The following is a 25,003-nucleotide window of genomic DNA, read 5'->3' as shown; positions in this document are numbered from 1 at the left end:
AGACCGGCCTGCGGCTGCACTCAAACCATCTCCATTTATCAAGAAGGAAATCCCATCATGAAACTCAAGTCCACCCTCATCGTCCTCTCTCTTATCGCAGCCCCTGCATTTGCTTCGGACCAAGTGGTCAGTAAGACGCGCGAGCAAGTCCGTGCTGAATTGGCGCAGGCTCAGCAGAGCGGCGACATGCTCGCCTTTGGCGAATCGGGTCTTACGCTCAAGCAGATCAATCCTGGCGCCTATCCCGTGGCTACTTCGACTCAGGTCGGCAAATCCCGAGAGCAAGTGCGGGACGAGCTGGAGCAGGCTATCCGTACAGGCGACATCATGGTGGCCGGTGAATTCGGCGTCAAACGCAATGAACTGATGTCAGGCCGCTATCCCATCGTGACAGGCAAATCGCTGAAGACACGTGACCAGGTAAAGAGCGAGCTGGCACGCGCCATCCGCGAAGGCGAAGTCGTCGCTGTGGGCGAAGACGGCCGCAAGCTCAACGAAATCTATCCGGACCGCTATCACGCAGCGCAGCATGCGGCCATGGCCACCACCTCGGACGAATCCTCCAAGGCGCCACGGTTTCAGTGAGTTTTCCCAGGGGGTCAGCGGCTGAGCTGGAGGAGCCTTGCCAAAAAAGGGCCGCCTCCAGCTTGAATGCAAAGCATGCCCACGGCCCCGACAGCAGGTGCGCACGACCGTTGTCTTACAACTCGCTCAGGATCAGACCTGCATGTTCATCACATCGGTGTAGGCCTGGACAATTCGATTGCGGCTTTGCAAGGTCGCCTGGAACGCAATATTCGACTTGACTCCAGCGAGCATGGTCCCTTCCAAGCTGACCGTGGGGTTGCCAAGTGTGACCTCTCGACTCAGCCGACCCGATTCACCTTGCAATTGGCTTGTGATTGTCAGCGCCTGCTTCATGGCGTCTAGAAAACCGCCCCCTTGGATGCTCGGTGCTGTGGACACAGAGTTTCCCAACAAACCGACTGGCGACAGACCAACCAATGGCTTGGTAGTGACGTTCATGTCGAGGACCTCATGGTTGGACGAAGAATTTGCGAAGTGCCGCCTTGGAGATCTCTACCAAGGTGATGGTCCATAGTAGTTACTGGCGCCAGACCTGGATCGTTTTTGGGCGCAGGGTTTCAGCCGCTAGTCCCTCCGTTCGGGATAACAGGAAATTCATCTTGCCGACATCGCCGAGAATCGAACCCGAGGCTCAAGGAGCGAAACCCAGGCGAACCGCACCATGCAAAAAAACCGGGTCTCACAGCTGCTGCGAAATCTCCAGCAGCGGCTTGATACTGGAACCAAAACGGCTCATCAAAGCGTGGTTCTGCTCCAGTTGGCTATACGGCAGGTACCGGATTCCCAACTCCGAAACGCGGGAGAATGCAGGCCTTTGAAGTTGTTCAGCGACCTTGTCTCTGCGATTGTCTGGAGCCACAAGAAACAATGCACAGTTACCTGCAACCGACGTGCCCAAGGCCAGGTCGAGCATTCGCACGATCCCCGAATAGATGGACGTGGTGTGCTCGACTTCAAATGCGGCCGCGACCTGCGATGTCTGAGTATCAATCCATACGACATCAATGAGTCGAATCGACTCCAGTCCCCTGTCCACGCTGGCAGGCAACTGCGCCAGACATCCGTCTCCCAAAAGGCCGCTGCCGTAGGAGCGACCCCGGTCGTTGGACGCTATCCAGACATCAAACCCGAGAGACTTGCCCAGATCGCGCAATGAAGCCTGAATACCCGTGTGGGTCGCATCGCTTTCGGTCGCCTGGGACATCTCCCGTTGCGATGCGGTGGATTCCAGCCGCACACGTTCAAGGTCTTCTTGCCAGAGTGTCGCCGTCGCCGCATCCATTGCTTGTGGCGGCGCTGCATATCGGCCACTGCCAATGTCAAACATGAGTCCCGCAATCGCACCGAGATCATTCGATAGTTTCAGCCGGTACTGCGCGTTCAAGCGCAGCAAGCCCTCCCGCATAGAAAGATAGTGGTCCCAACGTCCGAGCTTCACGCGCCCGCCAGTCACTGCGTTGAAACCATTGACAATGGCAGTGTTAAAGGGAGAGAGCAGCGTTGGGTGGATGAAATACAGCAAGTTGGCGACTGCTGGGCCCAAGCCTTTGATGCCGATTGCATCGATGCGCTGTATGGCGGCAACGACGTCTTCTGCGCAATCGCAGTGATCGCAGGTGTGAAGGAGATCTGCGAAGGCGAGCTGGTTACTCGTGTTCTCGTAGATGTCCGGAATCCTCAGCTTGGGTTTCCAGAGGAACGCGTGGTCCGCACCTTTGAAAATTTGGCGCTGCTCTGCCACGGAACCCACGATCGTCTCCAGCGAGGAGCCTCGGTAGGCGTTGCCAAACGTTCCTCCCCGGATGTCCTCCACCACCTGTGCAATGCCTCTGCGTATGGAGCGGAAGTTCTTGATCCTCTGATCCCACAGGAACCAGCTGTTGTAGGTGCTGCTCGGATCCGCCTTCCAGCAGTCAATAAGGGTTGCAAAGGGGTCATGCATTTGTCGTGAAGTGCTTGCCAATGGTCTGTGCACTGGGGAAATACATCGAAAAACAGGTCCTGCCATCGGCCGAACTCACTGAGATGCGGCCCCGGTGTGCATGAACAATCGCCTGGGTGATGGACAAGCCCAAGCCTGCACCGTCGGAATCCAGTTGCTTGCGCGACTTGTCTGCCCGAAAGAAACGGTCAAACAGGCGGGGGATCATCTGCGCATCGATAGAAGGTCCAGTGTTGACTACATCCACGGTGGTTCCGTGAACGTCCCCTTGAATGTCAACGACCACCTGTTCTCCAGGGGGGGTGTAGCGAACGGCGTTGGACAAGAGATTGCTCAGCGCCCGGCGAAGCATCAACCGGTCGCCAGTGATCTCCGCCGTTCCGATCAGTTGCAGCCGGACCCGCTTTTCTTCGGCAAGTGCCTCGTAGAAATCAAACAAGGCCTGTGCTTCATCATGAACTGCGATTCTCTCCGTGCTGGGAAGAATAAGCCCGTGGTCAGCCTTGACCAGGAACAACATGTCAGCCACCATGCGGGCCAAACGCTGGTACTCCTCGGCGTTGGAGGCCAGTATGTCCTGGTACTCCTCGGAGGAGCGAGCTTGGCTAAGCGTGACCTGGGTCTGCGTCATCAGATTGTTGATGGGCGTTCGCAGCTCGTGAGCCAGGTCCGAAGAAAACTCGGACAGCCGGTCGAACTCCTCCTTGAGCCGCCGGAGCATCTCGTTGAGAGTGGTCGCCAAGTCTGCCATTTCCACTGGAAACTCCTGGGTTGGCATCCGCTCGTCCAGTCGCTGTGCCGTGATGGCCATGGCGCGAGATCTCATGGCCCGAAGGGGGGCCAAGCCATTCTTTGCGGCCCACCAGCCCAGGACCCCGGCCACTAGAGTGGCCAACGCCACATAGCCCACAAGCACCCAAATCAATTCGTACATGAAGTGCTTGTGGTGGGCAATGTCTACAGCTACCCAGACCTGCAGCGGCGGCTCGGCGGAACCCGGCAACGTCACGAGTGCCGACATCCCTCGGTATTCCCGCCCCTTCGTTTTCCAGGAGGCAACCCCCAGGCGGGCCCTCTGGGCCAGGGCATGGAGATCATCTGGAAACTGGAAATCCGTGGTCGCGTAAAGCGTGGCCCTGTCACGGAAAACGCTGACAAAAAGGCCCTCATGGCTGTGCAAGACGTCGTCCAGACGCATTTTGAGGTCTTCAGGTGACGTGGATTTTCCTATCACCTCACGTGTGAGGTGGATCTTGTCGCGCAGGGCATCGCGATCCAGTTCCACAAAATGGCGATCGATAGAAATGGCGACGATGGTCCCCAAGCCAACGAGCACAAGCCCAGAAGCCAGCGTAAAAAAGGCCGTCAGCCGTGTCGTCAGCGAGTGCCGGGCTTTCACGGAATCTCCTGTGGCGCTTCAAGCACATACCCCATGCCTCGCACCGTCTGGATCAGTTTGGCGTCATAGGCATCGTCAATTTTGGCCCGAAGCCTACGCATTGCCACCTCGACCACGTTGGAGTCGCTGTCGAAATTCATATCCCACACCTGCGACGCGATCAGAGAGCGAGGCAAAACCTCTCCTTGGCGACGCATCAGCAGTTCCAGCAGACCGAATTCCTTGGGCGTGAGGTCGACGCGTTTGCCGGACCTGCTGACTCGACGCCGCAGAAGATCCAGTTCAAGATCGGCCACCTGCAGAATGGTCACCTCGGCGCCACTACGGCCGCGCCGCAGTATGGTCCGGGCCCTTGCCAGCAATTCGGCAAAAGAAAACGGCTTGACCAGATAGTCGTCTGCGCCTAATTCCAGCCCCTTGATCCGGTCTTGCACCTGATCCTTGGCCGTGAGAAATAGCACGGGCATCTCAAGGCCACGGCGACGCATATTGGTGAGGACCTGCCAGCCGTCCATCCGAGGAAGCATCACATCCAGGATTACCAGATCGTAGTCTTCCTCTTGAACCATACGCAGACCATCGACACCGTTGTGGACTAGATCAGCGTTGAATCCCGCTTCCCGCAAGCCTTGGCGCAGGTACTCCCCGGTTTTGATTTCGTCCTCAACGATCAGTATCTTCACGAGACCTCCTTGGCGCTGCGAGTGGCCGCCAGTGTGCCCGCAGATTTGCGCCTTTCTTGAACATGACAAAGATGTAATTGAGGCGTTATCTATTTGGAAGCCATTGACTCACACAATGCGTTGCATCAAAACGCATGGTGAATCTATGAGAAATTCCTGGCTTTCACGACTTAACTCAATCCCCTGGCTGGCCGCTGCACTGCTGGCGCCTTCGCTAGCCTTTGCTCAGATGCCAGACGGTGCACCCCCGAAAGTGGACTACCAACTTTCGTACCGATCAGCTCTGACAGGCTATGAGGTCTACAAAGAGCAATCCGTCCAGCCCTGGAAGGCTGCCAACGACAAGGTAGGCGAAATTGGAGGATGGCGCGCCTATGCCAAGGAAATGCGCCAGCCCGCACCCGCAGCGGACCAGGGCCAACCAGCCCAAGGCCATGACGCACACCACGGGGGCAAACAATGATCCGTACCCTTCGCATGCCCCGCGCCAAACTAGTGATCGCTGTTGCCGCAGTGGCGGTCTTGTCTGGCTGCGCCAGCGTGAATCTGGAGCAAAACCTCTCCAGCGCCAACGCGGCGACAAGCGGTTTCACGGACGGCGGACTTACTCTGGCCCGGGACCGGAATGAGCAAGATGCCTTGCGCCAACGCGCCTCGGACCTGTTGGCCAAACCGCTCAGTCAACAAGATGCCGTTCAACTCGCTCTGGTCAATAGCCCGTCCCTGCAAGCCATCGTGGCTCAAAACTGGGCGGACGCTTCCACGGCGGCCCAGTCCGGCCGCATCGCCAACCCTATTCTGAGCCTGGAGCGCGTTCGGCTAGGCAGCGAGACGGAGATCGGACGCCTCCTTTCCTTCGGTCTGCTTGACCTGCTGACCTTGCCCATGCGCAAAGGTATCGCCGAGCAGCGTGTCAAACAGACTCAGCTGCGCCTCAGCAGCGATGTAGTGGACCAGGTGACCCAAGTGCGCCAAGCCTGGGTCCGCGCTGTTGCCGCGCAACAGACGTTGACTTACACCCAACAGGTTGTCGCAAGCGCTCAAGCCAGCGCCGAGTTGGCCAAGCGCATGCAGGCAGTCGGTAATTTCAACAAGCTTGACCGTGCACGCCAGCAAGCGTTCTATGCCGACACAGCGACCCAGCTGGCCACCGCCCAGCACGGGGTCACAGCGGCCCGTGAAGAGCTGGTGCGGATGCTGGGCCTTGATGACAACCAAGCCCAGCAGCTCAAGTTGCCTGAGCGCCTGCCGACGCTGCCCAAGGAGCCGCTGTCCCCAGCAGATGCTGGCCGTCAGGCGTCCAAGGGGCGGCTGGATCTTCAGATCGCGAAGGCCGACTATGACGCAGCCGCACGCGCGCAAGGCTGGAACACGATCACGACCTTCACGGACATTGAACTGGGTGTACGGCGCGACTCTGTCTTCGATGCAGCCGAGAACACCCACTCGACGCGGCGCGGCTTCGAGATCAGTCTGCAGCTGCCGATCTTCGATTGGGGGGGCATGCGACGCGATTCCATGAACGCGCAAACCCTGGCCGCTGCCAACCGCCTGGAGGCCACAGCCCGCGCGGCGGGCTCGAACTTGCGCGAGAGCTATTCCGCGTACCGCACGGCGTATGACATCGCGCGCCACCACCGCGACGAGGTGATCCCTCTGCGAAAAACCATTTCTGAAGAAAACCAGCTTCGCTACAACGGGATGCTGATCAGCGTCTTTGAGTTGCTTGCCGACTCCCGCGACCAGGTGAACTCAGTGATGGCGGCTCTGAACGCCGAACAGCAGTTTTGGCTAGCGGACGCAGCCCTTCAAGCCTCCCTCATCGGCAAACCCACCAGCGCAGGTGTCTCGGGCGGTGGCGCAGCCGCAGCCGAAGCTGGTGCAGGTCACTGATCCCTCAAGGAAACCAACATGAATTCAAGAAGAGATTTTTTCCGATTTGCTGGCATTGCTGGGGGGGCTGTGGCCGCAGCGAGTGTGAGCCGGGTGGCGATGGCCGCTCTGCCAGAGCCAGTGTTCCAGACGAGTGCAGACACCATGGCGCCGCTGGTGCCCAATTCGGGGCGCCCCTACAACCCCGTGGTCACGCTCAACGGCTGGACGCTGCCGTGGCGCATGAACCAGGGGGTCAAAGAGTTCCACTTGGTGGCAGAACCCGTGGTGCGCGAAATGGCGCCCGGTTTCAAGGCCCACCTGTGGGGATACAACGGCCAGAGCCCAGGTCCCACCATCGAGGTGGTGGAAGGCGACCGCGTCCGCATTTTTGTGACCAACAAACTGCCCGAGCACACCAGTATCCACTGGCACGGGCAGCGTTTGCCTAATGGCATGGACGGCGTGGCGGGCTTGAATCAGCCAGCGATCCAGTCCGGCAAAACCTTCGTCTACGAGTTCGTTGCGCGCCGTCCGGGGACATTCATGTACCACCCCCATGCCGACGAAATGACCCAGATGGCCATGGGCATGATGGGTTTTTGGATCACGCATCCCAAGACCAAACATCCGCTGATCGACGAAGTGAACCGGGACTTCTGTTTCCTCCTGAGCGCCTACGACATCGAGCCCGGCGCCGCGACGCCCAAGGTCGCGGAAATGCTGAACTTCAATTTGTGGACCTGGAACAGCCGCATCTTTCCTGGCATCGATTCCTTGAACGTCCGGCTCAATGACAAGGTGCGGATTCGCATCGGTAATCTCACCATGACCAACCACCCGATGCATTTGCACGGACACGAGTTTCTGGTAACGGGCACGGACGGCGGTCCCACGCCCAAGAGCACCCGTCTCTATGAAGTGACAACCGACGTGGCCGTGGGCCAGATGCGCCAGATTGAGTTCCTCGCGGACGAAGAAGGCGACTGGGCGTTCCACTGCCACAAGAGCCACCACACCATGAATGCAATGGGTCACGACATTCCCACCATGATTGGCGTGGACCACCGCGGCGTTGCCAAGAAGATCAACAACCTGATCCCCGACTACATGGTCATGGGCGAGCGCGGCATGGCAGACATGACGGAAATGGAAATGCCCATTCCGGACAACACCATCCCGATGATGACCGGAGAAGGCCCGTTCGGCTCGGTCGAAATGGGCGGAATGTTCAGCGTCCTCAAAGTACGCCGCGACCAGAAGCCGGGCGACTACAAAAACCCGGGTTGGTACAAAAACCCGGAGGGCACGGTGGCCTACGAGTACACCGGTCCGATGGCGGAGCCTGCCCGCTTCAAGGCGGAAGGCGGCCAATCCATGCCCCGCAAAGAGAAGTCCAGTTCGGACACCGTCGTCAAGGTCAAAAAGCCGTCCTCGCACGGCGGCCACTGATCGCCTGCTTTCCCCATCAACAACCCAAGGTAAATATGAAACGCACCCTTTCCCTGATCGCTGCCTCAACCCTGGTGGCTCTGTCTTTCAACAGCTTTGCGGGTGGCAACCACGGTGGTGGTCACGACGGCGGCGGCGCCCACGGCCATGGCAGCGCTGAATCAGCTATTGGCCAGCCCGGCAAAGCTGCCAAGGTGACCCGTACGATCAACGTGGACATGGCGGACACCATGCGCTTCACGCCTGCAGCGATTTCCGTCAAGCAGGGCGAAACGGTCAAGTTCGTGATCAAGAACAGTGGCCAGGTCAAACACGAGTTCAGCTTGGGCACCGATGCCGAACTCAAGGAACACTACGAGACGATGAAGAAGTTCCCGGATATGGAGCATGACGAACCCAGCAAAGTGTCGCTGGCCCCAGGCAAGCAAGGCGAAATCATCTGGCAGTTCACAAAGGCTGGTGAAGTCAAGTTTGCCTGCCTTTACCCAGGCCATTACGACGCGGGCATGAAGGGCCAGGTCACGGTGGTGAAGAAGTAAGCGGAAAAGCCTTCTACGCGATTGAACAAGGAGTTCCTATGAAAAACGCAAACAGTCTTTTGATCGGCGCGATGTTGTCGCTGGCCGCACTCATGCCGTTGTCAGCCACGGCGCAAGCCTCTGGAGACGCCGGAAGAGCCGCAACCACGGCCGCAGCCTCCATGACCGATGGAGAGGTGCGCAAGATCGACAAGGACGCCGGAAAAATCACCATCAAGCATGGCGACATCAAGCACTTGGAGATGCCGGGGATGACCATGGTGTTCACAGCCAAGGACAAGGCCCTGCTCGACAAGGCGCAGGCCGGCGACAAGATCCGCTTCATGGTGATCAACGAGGGCGGAAAGATGGTCGTCACTGCCATCGAGCCTGCCAAGTAAGCGCAAAAAGTGTCTCGCTACGCCCTCAAGAAAAGGGGGCGTTCTTCTGTTCGCACGTCAACCCACCAAGGAAAAATCATGAAAACGCTCCTTATTGCCCTCGCCATGACAGCAGCATCGTCCGCATTCGCCGCTGGCGACACCCAGGAAGCCACGCCCTATACCAACTCCAAGGCGCAAGCGCATGGCGAAGACCACAAGAAAGCCCGTCCTGCAACCGGTGTGAAGCAGATCAAGGATGGCGGTACAGCGCGAGGTGAAGGCTCTGGCCTTGCGGACACCAGCAAGGCCGAAGCCCGTGGTCAGGAAAAGGCCAATGCGCGTGAAGCCATGCCGCACAAGGAAGCCACTCCGGGCTCCACGCCTAAGTAATGCAAACAGGTGGGCCACAAGCGTGGCCCGCCCAAGTACGGGCTGGCCGCAATCGTGGTGCAAGGTGATGGCTCTGCAAGCCACCTCACGGCCTAGTTCAATGCCCGCTCCGATGCACGTGTACGCCACGCATCCATGTCATGAGATCCAAATGACTGGTTGTCGGCTTGTTGGTTACCCCAGAGTGAGCGGGGGTGGCCTTGGCACCGCGACGCTTCGGTTTGACAAAGCTAGCACTGTGATTGGGGGCCGAGGGACTGTCTGCGGCGAGGTTTTCCAGAATCGCGCAATGGGCATGTTCGTCACCTGCGCACACAGAAACCAACTGCTCTAACGCCGATTTCATCTCGACAATTTCCCGTAGCTTTTCCTCCAGATCTGCCAGATGGCGCTCGGCAATCCCTTTTACCTGCCGACTGGTGCAGTGTGTGTCGCCCCATTGGCCGATCAGCTCTGCAATCTGGGGCATGGAGAAGCCGAGGCGGCGCGACTGCCGGATGAAGCGCAGTACCGAGACTTCACGTTCACCGTATTTTCGATAGCCGGCCTCGCTGCGTTCGGCTTCCGGCAACAAACCTGTTTGCTCGTAGTGGCGGATCATCTTGGCCGATACGCCTGCCGCCTTGGCTGCATCGCCGATGTTCATGAGTGTGGTCACGGATGCTCCTGTGCAATGGAATAACACGGTAGCAAGGACTTTCGTCCTTACCACCGTGTCAATGTCAAGCGCTCTGAATATTACGTTCTGTAAAGCCTAGATCAGGCGGGCGGATATCCAGCTTCGGTCAGTACCTCGACCAGTGTCTTGCGATCTTCCGCACTTTGCACAGTGACCATACGTTTGGACATGTCCACCTGCACTTTGCATTCAGGGTCTGTCATCTGCAGCGTCTGGCTCACCATCCCAGCGCAGTGTCCGCATGTCATGTCGGGGAGTTGGAATTCATGCATTTTTCGCCTCTTGGAAAAAGTTAAGAGGCTTTCAGTCTCCGGTTTGCCACTGGGGCAAGGTCAAGTGGCCAGATAGATATCCAAACAAGGAGCGCCGGCTCGCTTGCGTCTCCCATCGTGTCAACCCTGAAAGTTCGAACTCTGCCGGTTAACGCCGGAGTTGAACACCACATGGAGATTGCTATGAATACCTCTGCCCATGAAGCGGGGCCGTCCGCCTCACTATCGATCGCACACCTGAATCTTCCGATACTTGGCATGACCTGCGGCTCTTGCGTTGGACGGGTTGAAAAGGCTCTCAAAGCCGTCCCTGGGGTCCGTGAGGTGACCGTGAATATTGCTACTGAGCGCGCCTCCGTGGTTGCCGCCTCAACGGTGCCGGTCCCGGCCTTGGCTGCGGCTGTCGAAAAGGCTGGATACGCAATAGCGGAAGAGTCCGTGGAGCTGTTGATCGGTGGGATGACCTGCGCGTCGTGCGTGGGACGTGTCGAAAAAGCGCTGAAGGGTGTACCAGGCGTCAAGCACGCGGAAGTCAATCTAGCCACGGAGCGTGCGCAGGTTCGTTTTGATGCAGGATTGCCTCCCGAGCGCCTGGTAGCCGCCGTTGTAAAGGCGGGCTATGAGGCACAGGTTGCGGATACGAGCACTTCCACTGAACACGACAAGCAGTCAGCGCCCTGGTGGCCTGTCGCTCTCGCCGCTGGTCTGTCCTTCCCCCTGGTATTGCCCATGCTTGGCATGCTGTTCGGTCAAGACTGGACACTCAACGGCTGGATTCAACTGGCCTTGGCCACCCCTGTGCAGTTCTGGCTGGGCGCGAGGTTCTACCGCGCTGGCTGGAAAGCTCTTGGTGCAGGCGCAGGCAACATGGATCTGCTGGTCGCATTGGGTACGTCGGCCGGGTACGGCTTGAGCTTGTACCTGCTGTTCAAGCACGCTGAGCACGGGACGCCCCACCTGTACTTTGAAGCCTCCGCTGTCATCGTCACGCTAGTCCTTCTCGGGAAGTGGCTGGAAGCCCGAGCCAAGCGGCAAACCACAGAAGCGATCCGGGCGCTAAATGCGCTGCGCCCAGAAATTGCGCGTGTGCGCACTGATGCCGGTGACATTGATCTACCACTCTCACGCGTGAAAGTAGGTGATATGGTGGTTGTCCGCCCCGGGGAGAGAGTCCCGGTAGACGGCTCGGTGATCGAAGGCGCAAGCCAGGTGGATGAGTCATTGATCACCGGGGAGAGCCTGCCTGTGGCGAAGCACGTCGGTGATAAGGTGACGGGAGGCTCCGTGAACGCGGAGGGCTTGTTGTTGGTACGGACGACTGCGATAGGCGCAGAGTCAACTCTGTCGCGCATCGTGCGGATGGTTGAGTCGGCGCAGGCGAAGAAGGCTCCCATCCAGCGGATTGTGAATGAAGTGAGTGCGGTCTTTGTGCCCGTGGTGCTCGGCCTTGCTGCCATCACCCTGGTGGGCTGGGGACTTGCAACTGGCAACTGGGAACAGGCGATCCTCAATGCTGTCGCGGTACTTGTCATTGCGTGCCCTTGTGCGCTGGGTTTGGCGACTCCCACCGCGATCATGGCGGGCACCGGCGTTGCAGCACGCCACGGTATTCTGATCAAGGATGCAGAAGCACTGGAGGTTGCCCACCACATCGACACCGTGGCGTTCGACAAGACCGGCACCCTGACCGAGGGGAAGCCCACTTTGACGGCTGCGATGCCTGCCGAAGGCCTCCAGGATCAGTTGCTGCCGTTTGCTGCGGCCATTCAGAACGGCAGCGAGCATCCACTGGCCAAGGCCGTGATGGACGCTGCACGCACCCAGGGTGTGACCGTTCCTCGTGCCACTGAGGTCACAGCGGTAGCTGGCAGAGGCATGTCTGCTGTCATCAAAGGACGCCAGATCCGCCTCGGGAGTACACGTTACATGGAGGAGTTGGATGTCAACATGGCCAGTCTGACCGGGGCTGCAGTACAGATGCAACAAGAGGGCCGCACAGTATCCTGGTTGGCTGACGTGACTGATGCGCCAGAAGTGATGGGTTTATTGGCATTTGGAGACACAGTGAAGCCCAGCTCACAACAGGCCATTGCCCAACTGCATGCTCTGGGCATCCAGACCGTCTTGGTCACCGGGGACAACAAGGGAAGCGCAAGCGCAGTAGCCAGCGCGTTGGGCATCGATCAGGTTCGTGCTGATGTGCTGCCGGAAGGCAAGGCGGATATCGTGGCGCAGCTCAAGTCAGGTGGCAGGCACGTTGCGATGGTGGGTGACGGCATCAACGACGCGCCCGCTCTGGCTGCGGCGAATGTGGGAATTGCCATGTCCACGGGCACCGACGTGGCCATGCATGCTGCGGGGATCACGCTGATGCATGGTGACCCCGCGTTGATCGCAGATGCCATCGACATCTCTCGGCGCACGTACGCAAAGATCCGTCAGAACCTTTTCTGGGCATTCGCGTACAACGTGGTCGGGATCCCCTTGGCTGCATTTGGCTTGTTGAATCCCATGGTGGCGGGAGCAGCTATGGCCCTCAGCAGCGTGAGTGTGGTGACCAATGCGTTGCTGCTGCGTTCTTGGAAGAGGTAAGGACTAGCGCCAGATCCGACAACGGATCCTGTCAGATGTAGACCGCGTATGTCCATCGCTATCCGGTCGAACTCAAGAGGTTCTGTGAACGTGCTGATGGTGCACATCTGGTGCGTGGGGGTGAGCGTGGGTCATAGGCACTCGATTTTCTTGGTGACCTCGCTCAGCGTGAGCTGCCCGTGCTTCCCTGGGGGTGTGCGCAGCCACTCCAGCACTGTGTGACCGCCGGGCCCTGATCGCTTTGAGAATGCGTGCGAGAGAGCCGCCAGAACCTGTTTGGGTGGCGCACAGGTGCGGACCGCTGCGATTGCTGCATTCTCCTGTTCAGCAAATGCCGTGCGCGCCATGTCGCGCAGTGTCCGGTCACCAGGCAGGACGATCCGTCGATCAAAAAGCCAGTGTTCTGACTGTTGGATCAGGTCATCGACTGATACCGCTGAGGCGGAAAGCTCCCCCAAAGCATCTGCCAGGAGCGGTTTGGTGGTGTCATCTACTACCGCGAAGCCGACACGTTCCCGAGCCCAGAGCTGGTGCTCGTATCGCGTGTCCTTGTCCTTGTACAGCGAGGTCACCGAAGCGATATCCGTCGCATGCATACCAAGCGCTGAGGTCAGGTACCGCAGCAAAACGGAGGGGAGGCCTGAAAAGGCATCGGGGTGCCGCCCGGTGGCGCGCAGCATGACCAGTTGGACTGCAGCGCCAAGGCGTGCAGTCCCTCTGAACCGGGGCGGGCGCAGCTCCTGGATGTCTTCAATGCTCAGCCCAAAGCACTCTTCGACTTCCCGCTTAGATAGCGATTTTGGCAGGGTATCGGCGCCAACGAAACATAGGTAGTAGCTAGACAAGCTGGTCCTCCCGTGGCTGGCGTGGTCGCAAGCCTGCTGCAGTCTACGTATTCGCTACTGATAATTCCAGACAATAAAAAATTGCGGGTTAACCCGTAGCTCTTAACCGGGTTTTCTGCACGGAAAGTGAGATCACCCCGTAAGCGAGGAATTCCGCTTGCCCGTGCCTTTTGCTACTATTTTTATAGCCATCAGCGCTTTATAGACAAACGCTAGATGCCAAAAAGACCAAAAATTCGGCTACTTGATCAGCCCGAGCACATCCTTGAACGCCGGGTGCTCGCTGCTGCCCAGCCATTCAAACGCCACCATCTCGGTCGTCACCAGCTCGGCGCCCGCGCCGGCCAGGCGGTCGAATGCGGCATCGCGGTTGCGCTCAGTGCGCGAGCCGCAGGCGTCGGTCACCACCCACACTTCGAACTCGTCTTCCAGCAGGTCGAGCGCGGTTTGCAGCAGGCAGACATGGGCTTCGCAACCGGCGATCACGATGGTGCCGCGCTCGTCGCCCTGGGCTGCGGCAGGTTTTTGCAGGTGTTTGGGCAGGCTGCGCGCGTTGCCGCCCTGCTGGGGCTTTGCCGGCGGGCGCAGCCATTCGCCCAGACCTTCCTCGGCGGCGCTGAAGTGCATCTTGGCCAGGGTTTTCTGGCACAGGGCACGCAGCGCGGCGTCGTTGGCCCCGAGGCGCGAAGGGTTCTGCTCGGTGCCCCACACGGGCACGTCCAGCATGCGGGCAATCTCGGCCAGGCGGCGGGCGTTGGCCAGCACGGCGGGGCCTTCGTGGATGGCGGGCATCAGGCGCTCCTGGTAGTCGACCAGGACGAGTTGGGATTCGGTGGCGTCAAGCAGCATGGTGGGACCGTTTCTGTGTTCGTTGAATCGCTGTGCGGGCGCAGCGAGGAAGGCAATGGCACATTGTCGCAGCCCGAGCCCGGGGTTTTCAGGTGCGAAGGACGGACTGCAGCGCCGTGGCCAGCGGCCCGGCCATGGCCACGGCGTTGCTCGGGTGAGGGATGCAGTCCGTGCTCCACACCTCCCCCACCCCGGCTTCATGCAGCACCTGCAGCGCATCGCCCGCAAACAGCGCATGCGTCACAGCCACATCCACCGAGGCGGCGCCCGCCTGCAGCAGCAACCGCGCGGCCAGCGCCAGCGTGCGGCCGGTGCTGGCCATGTCGTCCAGCAGCACCACCGCCCTCCCCTGAGCGTTGAGCGCGGGCAGTTCGATGGCCACATGGCGGTCGCCATGGCGCACCTTGGTGCACACGGCATGGTCAAAGCCGTGGCGCGCGGCGGCCTGGGCGATCCACTGGGCGGATTCGCCATCGGGCCCCACCAGCAAAGCATTGGGGCTGCGCTGGGCAATCAGGTCGGCCAGCGGCTCGGCACCGCTGAGCACCACGGCCTGCGGCACGGGGATGGCCTGCTCCAGCCGTTCGATGCGGTGCAGGTGCGGGTCCACGGTGACCACCGCGTCGAACAGCCCGGCCAGAAACCCGCCCACCACCTGCTGGCTCACGGCCTCGCCGGGGTGGAAGGCGATGTCCTGCCGCATATAGGCCAGGTACGGCGCCACCAGCGTGAGGTGCTGCACACCCAGGCTGCGGGCCGTGCGCGCGGCCAGCAGCAGTTCCACCAGCTTTTCATTGGGCTGGTGCAGGCTGCGCAGCAGCACCACCCGCCGGGGCAGGCGGCCCGCCGCGTTGACGGGCAAACGCAGCTTGAGTTCACCATCGGGGAAACGGTGGCGCTCGATGGCCTGGGCAGTCATGCCAGCTGCCTGCGCCAGGCGCACCGCAGGAGCCTCCTCGTCGGCAAAGTACAGCAGACACGCTTGGTGGGAGGCAACAGTCACTGTCAGAACTCCACAAAAACCTTGGGCACCTCGTCGGCGGTCCCCAGGCGGTAGCCGGTGTCACGCTCGCACGCATGGCGCGCAAACTCCAGGTCGGCCGGGTAGCTGGCGTGCACGCGGTACAGTAGGTCGCCCGCCGCCACGGTGTCGCCCAGTTTGTGCATCAGGTCCACCCCTGCGCCCGGCACCTTGGGCGCCCCGGCCAACCGGGCCACGCGGGCGATCTGGTAGTTGTCGATGCCCGCCACCACGCCGCTGGCGGGGGCCACCACGTCCAATGTCAGTACACCCAGTGCCGGGTGGTTGTGGTCAAACCCGGTGCTACCCTGGGCGGCGATGATGGCGTTCATGCGCGCCAGCGCCCGGCCGGAATCAAGAATGTCGCGGGCAATCGCATAGCCGTCGCCGCCGCGCACATCGGGGTCGCACTCGATCAGGCGCCCGGCCAGGCGCAGCGCCTTCTGCCGCAGGTCGTCGGGCGCGCGCGGGTCGTTCTGCAGCACGCGCATCACGTCGCGCGCCTCCAGCACCGGGCCCACGCCGTTGCCCACGGGCTGGCGGCCGTCGGTAATGACCACGTCCAGCGACAGGCCCATGCGCCGCGCCACATATTCAAACAGCCGCCGCAGACGCTGCGCCTCAGGCATGGACCGCACCTTGGCCGTGGGGCCGATGGGAATGTCTAGCACCAGGTGGGTGGCGCCGGCCGCCACCTTTTTGGACAGGATGGACGCCACCATCTGCCCGGCCGAGTCGATGGACAGCGGCCGCTCCACCGAGATCAGCACGTCGTCAGCGGGCGAGAGGTTGGCGGTGCCGCCCCAGGCCAGGCAGCCCCGGTAGTCGCGCACGATATCGGCCAGCTGCTCCAGCGGCAGCTCTACCTTGGCCAGCACCTCCATGGTGTCGGCCGTGCCTGCGGGGGATGTGATGGCGCGGGACGAGGTCTTGGGGCACAACATGCCGTGCGCCGCCACGATGGGCACGACCAGCATGGTGGTGCGGTTGCCGGGGATGCCGCCAATGCAATGCTTGTCCACCACCAGCGGTTCGTGCCAGTCCAGCCGCCGGCCGCTAGCCACCATGGCATCGGTCAGGAAGAAGACCTCCTCCCGGTCCAGCTCGTTGCGGTGGCAAGCCACCACAAAGGCGGTGAGTTCGATCTTGGAATACCGGTGGTCGGCAATGTCGCGCACGATGGCGCCAAAGTCCTCGCGCGTGAGGCGCTCGCTGGCGATCTTGCGGAACAGCGCGCCCATGGACTCGGGCGGCTCGGCCTGGGCCACCGACACGGTGTGGCCGTTGTCCACGCCGAGCTGGGCAAACGCGTCTTCCGACAGGCCCAGCTCATGGCAGCCCACGATGGCAGGGTCGTCCACCACGTTCACCGTGGCCAGGATGCGGCGGCCGTTGGCGCGAACCTCGATCTTGGACAGGGCCTGGAAGCCCTCGGCCCGGTATACGGCGCAGTCGCGGTGCAGGTAGGCGACGTTTTCTCGCCAGGTGTCGATCGCCACACGGCGCAGGGCCAATTGAGACCGGGGCGGCGCATCGGCAGTGGCGACGAACACGGGTGGCGGGGATGCAGGTGAAGAGGAAGACGGCTCGGCATGCATCACTCCAGCCTAACCCCAAAGCGCGCGCCCACGCCTCAGGAAGACCCCGCGCCACCGCGTTGACCGGGCGGAAATTTCAAGCAGCATGACCTGGGTCAAGTTTCCCGCCGTCCGTTGTCCGTCACCCCGGCTGCAAGCGCAGCAGCTGCCCCTGCGGGCTGTCGGTCACCATATAGAGCAAACCATCGGGGCCCTGGCGCACGTCGCGCAGGCGCTCACCATGGCCTTGCAGCAGTTTTTCCTCACGCTGCACCCTGCCGCCCGCCACTTCCAGCCGGTGCAGGGTTCCAAATTTGAGCGAACCCACAAACAGGCTGCCCTGCCACGCTGGGCCATAGCGCGTGCTGGTCAGAAAAGCCATGCCCGATGGCGCAATGGACGGCACCCAGTAGTGCAGCGGCTGCTCCATCCCCGCCTTGGCGGTGCCCTCGCCCATCTTGCCGCCGCCATAGTTCTCGCCATAAGTAATCACCGGCCACCCGTAGTTGCGGCCCGGCTGGGGCAGATTGATCTCGTCGCCGCCTTGTGGGCCGTGTTCGTGCATCCACAACTTGCCGTCCGGCCCCAGCGTGGCGCCCTGGGGGTTGCGGTGGCCGTAGCTCCAGATCTCGGGCAAGGCGCCGGGCTGTTTGGCGAACGGGTTGTCGGGCGGCACGGCGCCGTCGGGGGTGATGCGGACGATCTTGCCGTGGTGGTTGTCGAGTTTTTGCGCGTCGTCCTTGCGCTGGTAGCGCTCGCCCAGCGCCAGGAACAGGTTGCCATCCGCCGCCTGCACAATGCGGCAGCCGAAATGTTGGGCGCTTTCCACCTTAGGCTGCTGGCTGAAGATCACCTTGACGTCCTGCAGGCTGCGCGTGTCTTCCGACAGCGTGGCCCGGGCCAGCGCCGTGCTGTTGCCGCGCGCGCCACCCGCCGCGGGTTCGGAAAAACAAAAGAAGATGCGGCGGTTGCGGGCAAAGCCCGTGTCCGCCACCAGGTCCAGCAGGCCCCCCTGGCCGCCTGCAGCCACAGCGGGCACGCCCGACAGCGCGGGGCCGACCTGCCCGCTGGCACTGACGACCCGCATCCTCCCCGGCCGCTCGGTGACAAGAAACTGTCCCTGCGGCAAAAAGGCCACCGCCCAAGGGTGGTCCAGCCCCTTGGCCACCGGCACCAGCGACACGGCCGGTGAAGTGTTTTGGGCACCGCTGTTGCCGTGGACACCCAGTACTATCAAAAAGATAGCTATTTGCGCTTTATGAGCAAGCGACAGCGGCATTTTTCTCTTGAAATCCATCAACCTGTGCTCCTGAAAAGCAATAAAAATCGAACGTAACAGATGCCACCTGATGGACCCCATTTCAGGGGGCATGCGCGCCGCATCCAGGGCCTTCCAATGATCGGGTGGAGCCGGGGCATTTGATTTACTTCAACGAAATCAACAGCTTGCAAAAGTGATTATTTTCGATAAGTAAGCATTGCGTGTTACCCTTCGCCTCCATGTCCCGATGGCTTTGCATACTCCTCCTGGCCTGCGCCACCTCCGCCCAGGCTGCGCCGCAAGCGGCAAACCCCGACGATATGGACCGTTTCATCACGGACAAAGGCCTGCTGACGCGGCTGGAAGACGTGAGCCACAAGGTTGCTGACAAGGCCCATACGGTGGCTGACCGGGCATCTGGCCTGGTGGTCAACGCCATGGGGTTCCTGGGCGTGCCCTACAAGCGCGGTGGCAACAGCGCTGAAACCGGCTTTGACTGCAGCGGCTTCGTGCGCGCCATGTATGAGCAGACCGTGGGCCTCTTGCTGCCCCGTCGGGCTGACCAACAGGCCGCCGCCACCCAGGTCATCGACAAAAAAGAACTCCAGCCCGGCGATTTGGTATTTTTCAACACCATGCGCCGCAACTTCAGCCATGTGGGTATTTACGTGGGGGACAACAAGTTCATCCACGCCCCCCGCAGTGGTGCCGAGATTCGCGTGGAAGACATGGGCGTGTCCTACTGGGCCCGCCGCTTCAACGGCGCACGCCGCGTGGCAGGATCTGCCAGCGACGATACGGCGCCATCCAAGTAGTACCGGCCGGCGGCCGTCCCACCGTCCAGCCCGCGATATCCGGCCTAGCCGGAGGCCGTGCGAACTGTTTCGCAGAGATGGCCCCTGATGTCTTATAGCAAGCTGCTCGATGCGCAGGTTGCTGCCCGGGCTACTTCTTGATTTCGTACACCGTTTCAGTGCTGCGGATCGGGCCACCCACCACATTCACCGGCCGGACGGACGGGTCGCGCAGCATGGCCTTGGCGGTGGCCATGTCCGCCTGATAGCGTGCCCGGGCCTGTGATTCGCAGCTCCTGCGCTCGGCCGAGCCCATGGCGCGGCATTCCTCCAGGCTGACCTTGAGGCCACCTCCGGCCTCACGAATGGCCGTCTGGTAGCGCTGCTGGGGCGTGGTGTCTGGCGCTGCCCCGCGCGCCAGCGACGCCTCGTCTCCATTTTGCGCAGCGGCTGTGGTGGGCACCACGGCGGCACCGCCCAGCGCTAGAGCGGCCACAAACACCAGGGAGAAAGAGCGGGTCTTGAGGTTTTTTGTCATCGGTCTTCTTTTCAGTGCAGACGCTCCAATGTACGACCCCACCACGCGCTGGCATGGCAAGCCCCCGCCGCGCTACGATGTCGGACACCGCCCACAACCTGCTGCCATGACCGCCGTCCCACACACACCGCACGACAAGGCCAGCCTGCGCCGCCTGCTGTCGCAGCGCAACCAGGAGCCCGGCAACACAGCGGCCATTGATGCCGCCATCGAGCAGGCCTTTGTGCGCAATGTCGCGATTCTGGTGCTGGATATGTGTGGCTTCTCGCGCATCACGGCGCGCCATGGCGTTATCCATTTTTTGGCCATGGTGCACCAGATGGAACAAGCCGCGCGCCCCGCGATCAGTGGCAACGGCGGCGAGGTCATCAAACAGGAGGCAGACAACCTCTTTGCAGTGTTCGCCACGGCCGAGCAGGCGCTGGAAGCAGCCCTGGACACGCTGCGCGCCCTGGAGGCCATGAATGCCGTACTACCGCCCGAGCGCGCGCTTTTGGTCAGCGCAGGCATTGGCTACGGCCCCACGCTCGTCATTGCCAGCGAAGACCTGTTTGGTCCAGAAATGAATTGCGCATGCAAGCTGGGCGAGGACATCGCCGGCGCAGGCGACATCCTGCTCACCCATGCTGCCCATGCCAGCCTTCCAGCCAACCGCTACGCCTGCTCTGAGGAAGCCCACGAAATCTCGGGCCTGGTGCTGCAGTCCTACCGTTTTGGGCAGTGCCTGTTCGACCGCCCCTGGCGCAGCGCATGACCAAGGGGCTGACGGAGGGGACGCTTACAGGGCGCTTTGTCCGACAAGTCCACCGCTGCCCCGTCTTTAGAGTCAGCGCATCGCCGTCGTAGCAACAACACAGGGGAAAAAATCATGATGTCATTGATAGGAACGCTGGTGGTCGGTTTGGTGGTGGGTCTTCTGGCCCGCGCGTTCAAGCCGGGGGATGACAAGCTGGGGTGGATCATGACGGCGTTGTTGGGGGTGGCGGGTTCATTTCTTGCCACCTACCTGGGGATGGCCATGGGCTGGTACCAGCAGGGCGAGGCAGCCGGATGGATTGCCTCGGTGGTGGGCGCCATGCTGCTGCTGGCGGTTTACAGCCTGGTAAAAGGCAAAAGCTGATGAAATGATGGCCCACGGCCACCGTGGGTTGCCGGTCCAGTTTCACCCCAATCTCATCCGATACACCTGATCCATGCCCACTTCCTTGCAGATGGCGGCCGGCAATCCAGCCTTGGCCGCAGCCGTGCAACGCAGCCGCAAACTGCTGCATCGGCGTGCCCTGGTGGCCGCAGCGGCCAGCGCCTTGCCCGTACCTGGCCTTGACTGGGCGGTGGATGCCGCCCTGCTTTCCCGCCTGCTGCCGCAGATCAATTCCGAGTTTGGCTTGTCGGCCGCACAAATTGACCAGCTCGACCCCAACAAGCGCGAGCAGGTGCAAAAAGCCGTAGGGCTGGTGGGCTCGGTGCTCATCGGCAAGCTGATCACGCGCGAGCTGGTCATCCGGGCCACGCAGACCGTGGGCCTTCGCCTCACCACCAAACAGGCAGCCAAATATGTCCCCATCGCGGGCCAAGCCGTGGCGGCCACCATTGGCTATGCCACGCTGCGCTACCTGGGCGAGCAGCACCTGAAGGACTGCGTCCGCGTCGTGCAGGAGGCGCACCTGCAACTGCCCGCGCCGAAGCGCTCCCGTTAAAAACCGGCGAGAAGGCCACACCGGCAGCCATTTTTTGCCGCGGTGTGGCTCCTGGGTCGCGCCGGGCTACTCCGCTGCGCAGACGAAGCTGCTCGCCTCCTCCACACTGCCTGATCCCTTGTAGCGCGCAAACTTGGGATATGCACACAGCGGACGGGTGCGGTGGGGGAAATCGGTGCTGCTGGGGAGTGCCTTTGCGATGATCGAATCGGGCGCAATGCCCTTCTCCACCCAATCCACCATGGCCTGCACCGAGTCGAAATTGTCGGTCGCCGGCCCGCCTGAGCAATGGTTCATCCCTGGAACCATGAAGGCCCGCGCAAAACCCTGCGTGGCGGCCACGCCCCCATTGTTGGCCGCCAGGCGTTCGTAGTAGTCGATGGTGTCGAACGCCGAGAAGATCGGGTCGGACATGCCATGGATGAAGAGGAGCTTGCCACCCCGCTGTTGGTAGGCCGCCAGCTTGTCGTCGGCGTAGGTGTCGTAGATGGCTGAATACGCTGCCATGCGCGATGGGTCCGTGTCGAAATTGAACGTCAGCGGGTTGAACGTGAGGTCGGGCGGTGTGAAGAACTCATTGATCAGCGCATCGACCATCAGCGTGACGTAACGCGCATCGGGCGTCGCCGTGGACGAGTTGCCCAAGGTCCAGGAGCGCCAGCCGGGCGCGCCCAGTCCGGCATCCCAGGGTTGGCCGGTGTACAGCGCCGTGCCTGCCGAGTTGCGGGGGCCCGCAAACACCTTCTTGAGCGCCCCCACCTGTGCGGACGACAGACAACTGTCCGTCTTCTCGCCACTGCATTGCAACGTCGCCGGGTCGAACGCCTTGCAGGCGCTGAAGTTCTGGGCCAGGCCGTCCACCACCCCATCGGCCGCATCGCAGGTGGCGTTGACGGCGTTGGCCACCAGCTTGAGGTCGCTGTTGCTCAACGCCTTCGACAGGATGCGCTTGCCGCCCGCATCCTGTGGCGCAATGGCGGTGAACTGGATGGTGTTCCACATGGCCGCCACGGTGGCGCCGCTTGATACGCGCATCGCAGGCGCACCGGCCGTGATTCCGTCGAAATAGTCGGGGAACCGCTGCGAGAACATCATTGCCTGGCGCCCTCCGCCTGAGCAGCCCGAAAAGTACGAACGGTCCGGCTTGCGGCCATACAGCGCACTGATGAGCGACTTGGAGGCCACGGCCGTCTTGTCATAGGAGTTGTAGGCATGGTCGATGCGGGCCTGCGGGTCGGCCCCGAAGCTGGCCGAGGTGCCGCTGTGCCCCGCATCGGTGGAAACCACCGCAAAGCCCTGGCCCAGCGGCGACGGCGTGCCGCCCGAGATGCTGGAGCTGAGCGAGGTGTCGCGCAGGATGCCGTCATTGCCCCCACCCCCGATGAACAGGAACCGCCCATTCCACTGGTCGGGCAGGCTCAGTTGAAAGCCGATGGCGTAGTTCTTGCCGTCCACCCCCACGCGGGGATGGATGCTGCCGGTGACCACACAGTGCCCGGGCAGGAAGGCCCCTGTGGCGGCACCGCCCGGGCGCTTGGTGCCCGCCTCTACGTAGCTCGCCACGAGCGTGGTGGCCGCCAGCCCCGCTTTGGAGGGCAGCGCGGCGCAGGCGGCTGCCGAGGAGACCGGTTGGGCTTGTGCATCACCGTGGCCACCACCGCAGGCGGCCATCAGCAGGGCCATGGCGAGTGCGGCAGGGCCAATGTTGCGGCGCAGTCGGGCGATGGGGGCTGTTGCTGTTGCAGATGCAGGCGGCAGAGCCCGCCGGGCATGGTCAAAGGGCATGGTGGATGTCTCCTGAAGCTGTTGTGATTGCGAGGGGCGTTGCGAGCATTCGCCGGGCATGGCTGCGCCCGGGCACCTGCCGCCGGTGCGGGTGCTGTGGGAACGGCAGGTCGTGCTTGGGGCGGCGTCAGCCGCTCCATCGGCGGTCAGCCCATCAATCCGCCTTGAAACCCGTGGCCGCCACCGCTTTGCCCCAGGTCACGGTGTCGGCGGCGATGGTGCGGGCAAAGTCCTGCTGGCTGGTGCCCGTCACGCGGAAACCCGCCTCTTCCATCTTGGCCTTGCCCTCTGGCGATTGCACGGCCCGCACGATGTCGGCATTGAGCTTGGCGACGATCTCCGGCGGCGTCTTGGCCGGCGCCACGATGCCGAACCACGACGAGAACTCCAGGTTGGCGTAGCCCTGCTCCTTGATGGTGGGCACGTCCGGCAGCGTGTTGGTGCGGGTGGCGCCCGTGGTGCCCAGCGCGGCCAGCTTGCCGGCCTTCACGTTGGGGGCGGCCAGGCCCACGCTGGCGAATACCCCTTGCACATCGCCGCTGAACAGGCCGCCCAGCGCATCCGCCGTGTTCTTGTAGTGCACCGGCTCGGGCTTGAGCTTGACCGCATCGCCAAACATGAAGGCGCCGAAATGCCCGGGCGTGCCCGCGCCGAAGGTGGCCAGGAACAGGCCCTTTTGCTGCTTGGTCCAGTCCACGAACTCCTTCACGTTGCGCGCCGGCACCTTTTGCGGGTTGACCAGCAGCACGAAGTCGGAGGTGACCACCTGGCTAACAGCCGTGAAGTCCTTGGCCGGGTCGTAGGGCAGCTTGTTGTAGCTGCTGGGTGCAATGCTGAGCTGGCCCGTTTCGCCCAGCATCAGCGTGTACCCGTCAGGCGCGGCGCGCGCGGCTTCGCTGGCGGCGATCAGACCGCCGGCGCCGGGCTTGTTGTCCACGATCACGCCGGCATTGCCCCAGCCTTCGGACAGCTTTTGCGCCAGCAGGCGCGCCACGATGTCCGGCCCCGTGCCCGCCGGAAAGCCGACGATGATGCGCACGGGCTTGTTGGGGTACGTGGCAGCCCCTTGCGCCTGGGCACCGGCCCAGGGCATCAGCCCGGCGAGCAGGGCGGCGGCCAGAAGGGCGCGGCGTGGCGTGGCGATGAAAGAGGTGGGCTTGGCAGTGGTCTTCATGGATGTCTCCAGGGTTCTTGTACGTTGGGAAGATTCAAAAATTCAGAAATTGCCCGGGGTGCCGGGCGCTAGCGCAGCTCGAAAAAGCGCATGGCCACCGCCTCCGGGTAGCGCGCGCCGGTGCCCACAAACATGCGCTCGGCAATCCAGCCAAGCGCCGTGGAGGCGGTCTCGAAGCTCGGGCTGCAGCGGAAGTAGATCTGCGCCGGGTCCACCGGCTCGCCGCGCACCAGGCGGGCGATCAGCTCGGCCGGGCCGGAGCGCACCGCCCGGTTCTGCACATAGATGAGATCGCCGCCATCGGTTTCGAGCACGTAGCGGGCGTCCAGCTCCGACAGCCGGTCGCTCACGATGAGCTGGAAGTCCGCGCCACCGGGCAGCACCCGGGCGCTCCAGCCATCGCCGGTGGCGGTGCCGCCCAGGATGGGGATCAAGCGCCGCAACCCGTGCACGGTGTGGCCCACCTCCTGGGGGGTGCCGACCTCCACGCGCAGGTCGGCAAAAAAACGGAATTGCGGCTCGGGCAGGGGGATGAGGTCAGACATGGGACCTAGCGTAAGTCCCGTTGCCACCCAAGCCTGTCATCCCAGAGGATGACGGGATAACCCGGGCTTTCGGCAACAGAATCGGGGGCGTTTTCAGCGCACACTCCACGCTTTCGGCAACGAACACTCCAATTTCCGACTTTTCCC

Annotated in this window: 26 protein-coding genes; 11 read left to right on the top strand and 15 right to left on the bottom strand. The window is 62.1% G+C overall.

Annotated features, from left to right (window positions below):
- The first annotated feature begins 57 nt into the window (after positions 1-57).
- The gene (locus IB243_RS03290) at positions 58-585 is read left to right on the top strand and encodes a DUF4148 domain-containing protein (RefSeq protein WP_069103139.1); all 528 of its coding nucleotides are present in this window, start codon (positions 58-60) and stop codon (positions 583-585) included.
- Between the two features lie 132 nt (positions 586-717).
- Here the strand turns inward: IB243_RS03290 and IB243_RS03285 are convergent, their stop codons facing one another.
- From IB243_RS03285 to IB243_RS03270, 4 genes are all read right to left on the bottom strand, one after another.
- Positions 718-1,026 (bottom strand): flagellar hook-basal body complex protein FliE, encoded by a 309-nt coding sequence (locus IB243_RS03285; RefSeq protein WP_192424943.1) that lies wholly within the window; start codon positions 1,024-1,026, stop codon positions 718-720.
- A 241-nt stretch (positions 1,027-1,267) separates the two neighbouring features.
- Positions 1,268-2,530, bottom strand: coding sequence for a type II restriction endonuclease (locus IB243_RS03280; protein ID WP_192424941.1), 1,263 nt, complete (start codon positions 2,528-2,530; stop codon positions 1,268-1,270).
- Positions 2,523-3,929: a heavy metal sensor histidine kinase gene (locus tag IB243_RS03275; protein WP_192424939.1), complete on the bottom strand. Its 1,407-nt coding sequence runs from the start codon at positions 3,927-3,929 to the stop codon at positions 2,523-2,525. The genes IB243_RS03280 and IB243_RS03275 overlap by 8 nt, the downstream gene beginning before the upstream one ends.
- Entirely contained in the window at positions 3,926-4,612 is a 687-nt protein-coding gene (locus tag IB243_RS03270) for a heavy metal response regulator transcription factor (protein WP_069103141.1), read from the bottom strand. Before IB243_RS03270 ends, IB243_RS03275 begins: the two co-directional genes overlap by 4 nt.
- 459 nt (positions 4,613-5,071) lie before the next feature.
- Here IB243_RS03270 and IB243_RS03265 point away from each other — a divergent pair, with 459 nt between their 5' ends.
- From IB243_RS03265 to IB243_RS03245, 5 genes are all read left to right on the top strand, one after another.
- A complete protein-coding gene (locus tag IB243_RS03265) occupies positions 5,072-6,505 on the top strand; it encodes a TolC family protein (RefSeq protein WP_069103143.1) in 1,434 nt (477 codons plus the stop codon).
- Positions 6,506-6,523: 18 nt separating this feature from the next.
- Complete coding sequence (locus tag IB243_RS03260) at positions 6,524-7,936, top strand: multicopper oxidase family protein (protein WP_069103144.1); 1,413 nt, start codon at positions 6,524-6,526, stop codon at positions 7,934-7,936.
- 35 nt (positions 7,937-7,971) lie between these two features.
- Positions 7,972-8,475, top strand: coding sequence for a plastocyanin/azurin family copper-binding protein (locus IB243_RS03255; RefSeq protein WP_069103145.1), 504 nt, complete (start codon positions 7,972-7,974; stop codon positions 8,473-8,475).
- Between the two features lie 38 nt (positions 8,476-8,513).
- Positions 8,514-8,855 carry a copper-binding protein gene (locus IB243_RS03250; RefSeq protein WP_015012915.1) on the top strand — a complete coding sequence of 114 codons (342 nt, stop codon included), beginning with the start codon at positions 8,514-8,516 and terminating at the stop codon, positions 8,853-8,855.
- 78 nt (positions 8,856-8,933) lie between these two features.
- A complete protein-coding gene (locus tag IB243_RS03245; protein WP_015012914.1) occupies positions 8,934-9,227 on the top strand; it encodes a hypothetical protein in 294 nt (97 codons plus the stop codon).
- Between the two features lie 97 nt (positions 9,228-9,324).
- Here IB243_RS03245 and IB243_RS03240 read toward each other — a convergent pair whose 3' ends face one another.
- Complete coding sequence (locus IB243_RS03240; RefSeq protein WP_370540300.1) at positions 9,325-9,885, bottom strand: MerR family transcriptional regulator; 561 nt, start codon at positions 9,883-9,885, stop codon at positions 9,325-9,327.
- Between the two features lie 101 nt (positions 9,886-9,986).
- Positions 9,987-10,178 (bottom strand): heavy-metal-associated domain-containing protein, encoded by a 192-nt coding sequence (locus IB243_RS03235; RefSeq protein WP_094291608.1) that lies wholly within the window; start codon positions 10,176-10,178, stop codon positions 9,987-9,989.
- Positions 10,179-10,349: 171 nt separating this feature from the next.
- Between IB243_RS03235 and IB243_RS03230 the strand changes: the two genes are divergently transcribed.
- On the top strand, positions 10,350-12,770 hold the full coding sequence (locus IB243_RS03230) for a heavy metal translocating P-type ATPase (protein ID WP_370540299.1): 2,421 nt from the start codon (positions 10,350-10,352) through the stop codon (positions 12,768-12,770).
- 131 nt (positions 12,771-12,901) lie between these two features.
- On the opposite strand, the gene IB243_RS03225 is transcribed toward IB243_RS03230, so the two are convergent.
- The 5 genes from IB243_RS03225 to IB243_RS03205 form a co-directional block, all read right to left on the bottom strand.
- Positions 12,902-13,615, bottom strand: coding sequence for a DUF4158 domain-containing protein (locus IB243_RS03225; protein WP_192424937.1), 714 nt, complete (start codon positions 13,613-13,615; stop codon positions 12,902-12,904).
- Between the two features lie 240 nt (positions 13,616-13,855).
- A complete protein-coding gene (locus tag IB243_RS03220; RefSeq protein WP_192424935.1) occupies positions 13,856-14,464 on the bottom strand; it encodes an isochorismatase family protein in 609 nt (202 codons plus the stop codon).
- Between the two features lie 88 nt (positions 14,465-14,552).
- Entirely contained in the window at positions 14,553-15,467 is a 915-nt protein-coding gene (locus IB243_RS03215) for a ribose-phosphate diphosphokinase (protein ID WP_192424933.1), read from the bottom strand.
- A gap of 2 nt (positions 15,468-15,469) precedes the next feature.
- Positions 15,470-16,999 (bottom strand): thymidine phosphorylase family protein, encoded by a 1,530-nt coding sequence (locus IB243_RS03210; RefSeq protein WP_192425379.1) that lies wholly within the window; start codon positions 16,997-16,999, stop codon positions 15,470-15,472.
- A gap of 205 nt (positions 17,000-17,204) precedes the next feature.
- On the bottom strand, positions 17,205-18,359 hold the full coding sequence (locus tag IB243_RS03205) for a PQQ-dependent sugar dehydrogenase (RefSeq protein ID WP_192424931.1): 1,155 nt from the start codon (positions 18,357-18,359) through the stop codon (positions 17,205-17,207).
- Between the two features lie 203 nt (positions 18,360-18,562).
- Here IB243_RS03205 and IB243_RS03200 point away from each other — a divergent pair, with 203 nt between their 5' ends.
- Entirely contained in the window at positions 18,563-19,138 is a 576-nt protein-coding gene (locus IB243_RS03200; protein WP_029412902.1) for a C40 family peptidase, read from the top strand.
- A 130-nt stretch (positions 19,139-19,268) separates the two neighbouring features.
- Here IB243_RS03200 and IB243_RS03195 read toward each other — a convergent pair whose 3' ends face one another.
- Positions 19,269-19,655, bottom strand: coding sequence for a hypothetical protein (locus IB243_RS03195; protein WP_057224338.1), 387 nt, complete (start codon positions 19,653-19,655; stop codon positions 19,269-19,271).
- 28 nt (positions 19,656-19,683) lie between these two features.
- Between IB243_RS03195 and IB243_RS03190 the strand changes: the two genes are divergently transcribed.
- The 3 genes from IB243_RS03190 (at position 19,684) to IB243_RS03180 (ending at position 21,352) form a co-directional block, all read left to right on the top strand.
- Complete coding sequence (locus tag IB243_RS03190; protein WP_225584680.1) at positions 19,684-20,409, top strand: adenylate/guanylate cyclase domain-containing protein; 726 nt, start codon at positions 19,684-19,686, stop codon at positions 20,407-20,409.
- A 114-nt stretch (positions 20,410-20,523) separates the two neighbouring features.
- On the top strand, positions 20,524-20,775 hold the full coding sequence (locus IB243_RS03185; protein ID WP_010458336.1) for a GlsB/YeaQ/YmgE family stress response membrane protein: 252 nt from the start codon (positions 20,524-20,526) through the stop codon (positions 20,773-20,775).
- Positions 20,776-20,848: 73 nt separating this feature from the next.
- Positions 20,849-21,352, top strand: coding sequence for a hypothetical protein (locus IB243_RS03180; RefSeq protein WP_010458338.1), 504 nt, complete (start codon positions 20,849-20,851; stop codon positions 21,350-21,352).
- Between the two features lie 66 nt (positions 21,353-21,418).
- Here IB243_RS03180 and IB243_RS03175 read toward each other — a convergent pair whose 3' ends face one another.
- The 3 genes from IB243_RS03175 to IB243_RS03165 form a co-directional block, all read right to left on the bottom strand.
- A complete protein-coding gene (locus IB243_RS03175) occupies positions 21,419-23,137 on the bottom strand; it encodes a tannase/feruloyl esterase family alpha/beta hydrolase (RefSeq protein WP_192424926.1) in 1,719 nt (572 codons plus the stop codon).
- Between the two features lie 154 nt (positions 23,138-23,291).
- Positions 23,292-24,311 carry a tripartite tricarboxylate transporter substrate binding protein gene (locus IB243_RS03170; protein ID WP_192424924.1) on the bottom strand — a complete coding sequence of 340 codons (1,020 nt, stop codon included), beginning with the start codon at positions 24,309-24,311 and terminating at the stop codon, positions 23,292-23,294.
- Positions 24,312-24,379: 68 nt separating this feature from the next.
- Positions 24,380-24,856 carry a DUF3237 domain-containing protein gene (locus IB243_RS03165; RefSeq protein ID WP_192424922.1) on the bottom strand — a complete coding sequence of 159 codons (477 nt, stop codon included), beginning with the start codon at positions 24,854-24,856 and terminating at the stop codon, positions 24,380-24,382.
- Between the last annotated feature and the right edge of the window lie 147 nt (positions 24,857-25,003).

The organism is Acidovorax sp. ACV01, from assembly GCF_014851495.1.
Taxonomy (GTDB): Bacteria; Pseudomonadota; Gammaproteobacteria; order Burkholderiales; family Burkholderiaceae_C; genus Acidovorax; species Acidovorax radicis.
Note: the sequence above shows the minus strand (reverse complement) of the source record. Positions and strands in the feature narration are given on the sequence as shown.

Bases quoted from the DNA above. Each gene is read 5' to 3' on its own strand.
- IB243_RS03260 (WP_069103144.1), top strand. From the start codon at position 6,524: ATGAATTCAAGAAGAGATTTTTTCCGATTTGCTGGCATTGCTGGGGGG.
- IB243_RS03255 (WP_069103145.1), top strand. From the start codon at position 7,972: ATGAAACGCACCCTTTCCCTGATCGCTGCCTCAACCCTGGTGGCTCTG.
- IB243_RS03245 (WP_015012914.1), top strand. From the start codon at position 8,934: ATGAAAACGCTCCTTATTGCCCTCGCCATGACAGCAGCATCGTCCGCA.
- IB243_RS03280 (WP_192424941.1), bottom strand. From the start codon at position 2,530: ATGCATGACCCCTTTGCAACCCTTATTGACTGCTGGAAGGCGGATCCG.
- IB243_RS03230 (WP_370540299.1), top strand. From the start codon at position 10,350: ATGGAGATTGCTATGAATACCTCTGCCCATGAAGCGGGGCCGTCCGCC.
- IB243_RS03235 (WP_094291608.1), bottom strand. From the start codon at position 10,178: ATGCATGAATTCCAACTCCCCGACATGACATGCGGACACTGCGCTGGG.
- IB243_RS03195 (WP_057224338.1), bottom strand. From the start codon at position 19,655: ATGACAAAAAACCTCAAGACCCGCTCTTTCTCCCTGGTGTTTGTGGCC.
- IB243_RS03170 (WP_192424924.1), bottom strand. From the start codon at position 24,311: ATGAAGACCACTGCCAAGCCCACCTCTTTCATCGCCACGCCACGCCGC.
- IB243_RS03165 (WP_192424922.1), bottom strand. From the start codon at position 24,856: ATGTCTGACCTCATCCCCCTGCCCGAGCCGCAATTCCGTTTTTTTGCC.
- IB243_RS03200 (WP_029412902.1), top strand. From the start codon at position 18,563: ATGTCCCGATGGCTTTGCATACTCCTCCTGGCCTGCGCCACCTCCGCC.
- IB243_RS03285 (WP_192424943.1), bottom strand. From the start codon at position 1,026: ATGAACGTCACTACCAAGCCATTGGTTGGTCTGTCGCCAGTCGGTTTG.
- IB243_RS03220 (WP_192424935.1), bottom strand. From the start codon at position 14,464: ATGCTGCTTGACGCCACCGAATCCCAACTCGTCCTGGTCGACTACCAG.
- IB243_RS03250 (WP_015012915.1), top strand. From the start codon at position 8,514: ATGAAAAACGCAAACAGTCTTTTGATCGGCGCGATGTTGTCGCTGGCC.
- IB243_RS03175 (WP_192424926.1), bottom strand. From the start codon at position 23,137: ATGCCCTTTGACCATGCCCGGCGGGCTCTGCCGCCTGCATCTGCAACA.
- IB243_RS03265 (WP_069103143.1), top strand. From the start codon at position 5,072: ATGATCCGTACCCTTCGCATGCCCCGCGCCAAACTAGTGATCGCTGTT.
- IB243_RS03180 (WP_010458338.1), top strand. From the start codon at position 20,849: ATGCCCACTTCCTTGCAGATGGCGGCCGGCAATCCAGCCTTGGCCGCA.
- IB243_RS03290 (WP_069103139.1), top strand. From the start codon at position 58: ATGAAACTCAAGTCCACCCTCATCGTCCTCTCTCTTATCGCAGCCCCT.
- IB243_RS03205 (WP_192424931.1), bottom strand. From the start codon at position 18,359: ATGGATTTCAAGAGAAAAATGCCGCTGTCGCTTGCTCATAAAGCGCAA.
- IB243_RS03185 (WP_010458336.1), top strand. From the start codon at position 20,524: ATGATGTCATTGATAGGAACGCTGGTGGTCGGTTTGGTGGTGGGTCTT.
- IB243_RS03190 (WP_225584680.1), top strand. From the start codon at position 19,684: ATGTACGACCCCACCACGCGCTGGCATGGCAAGCCCCCGCCGCGCTAC.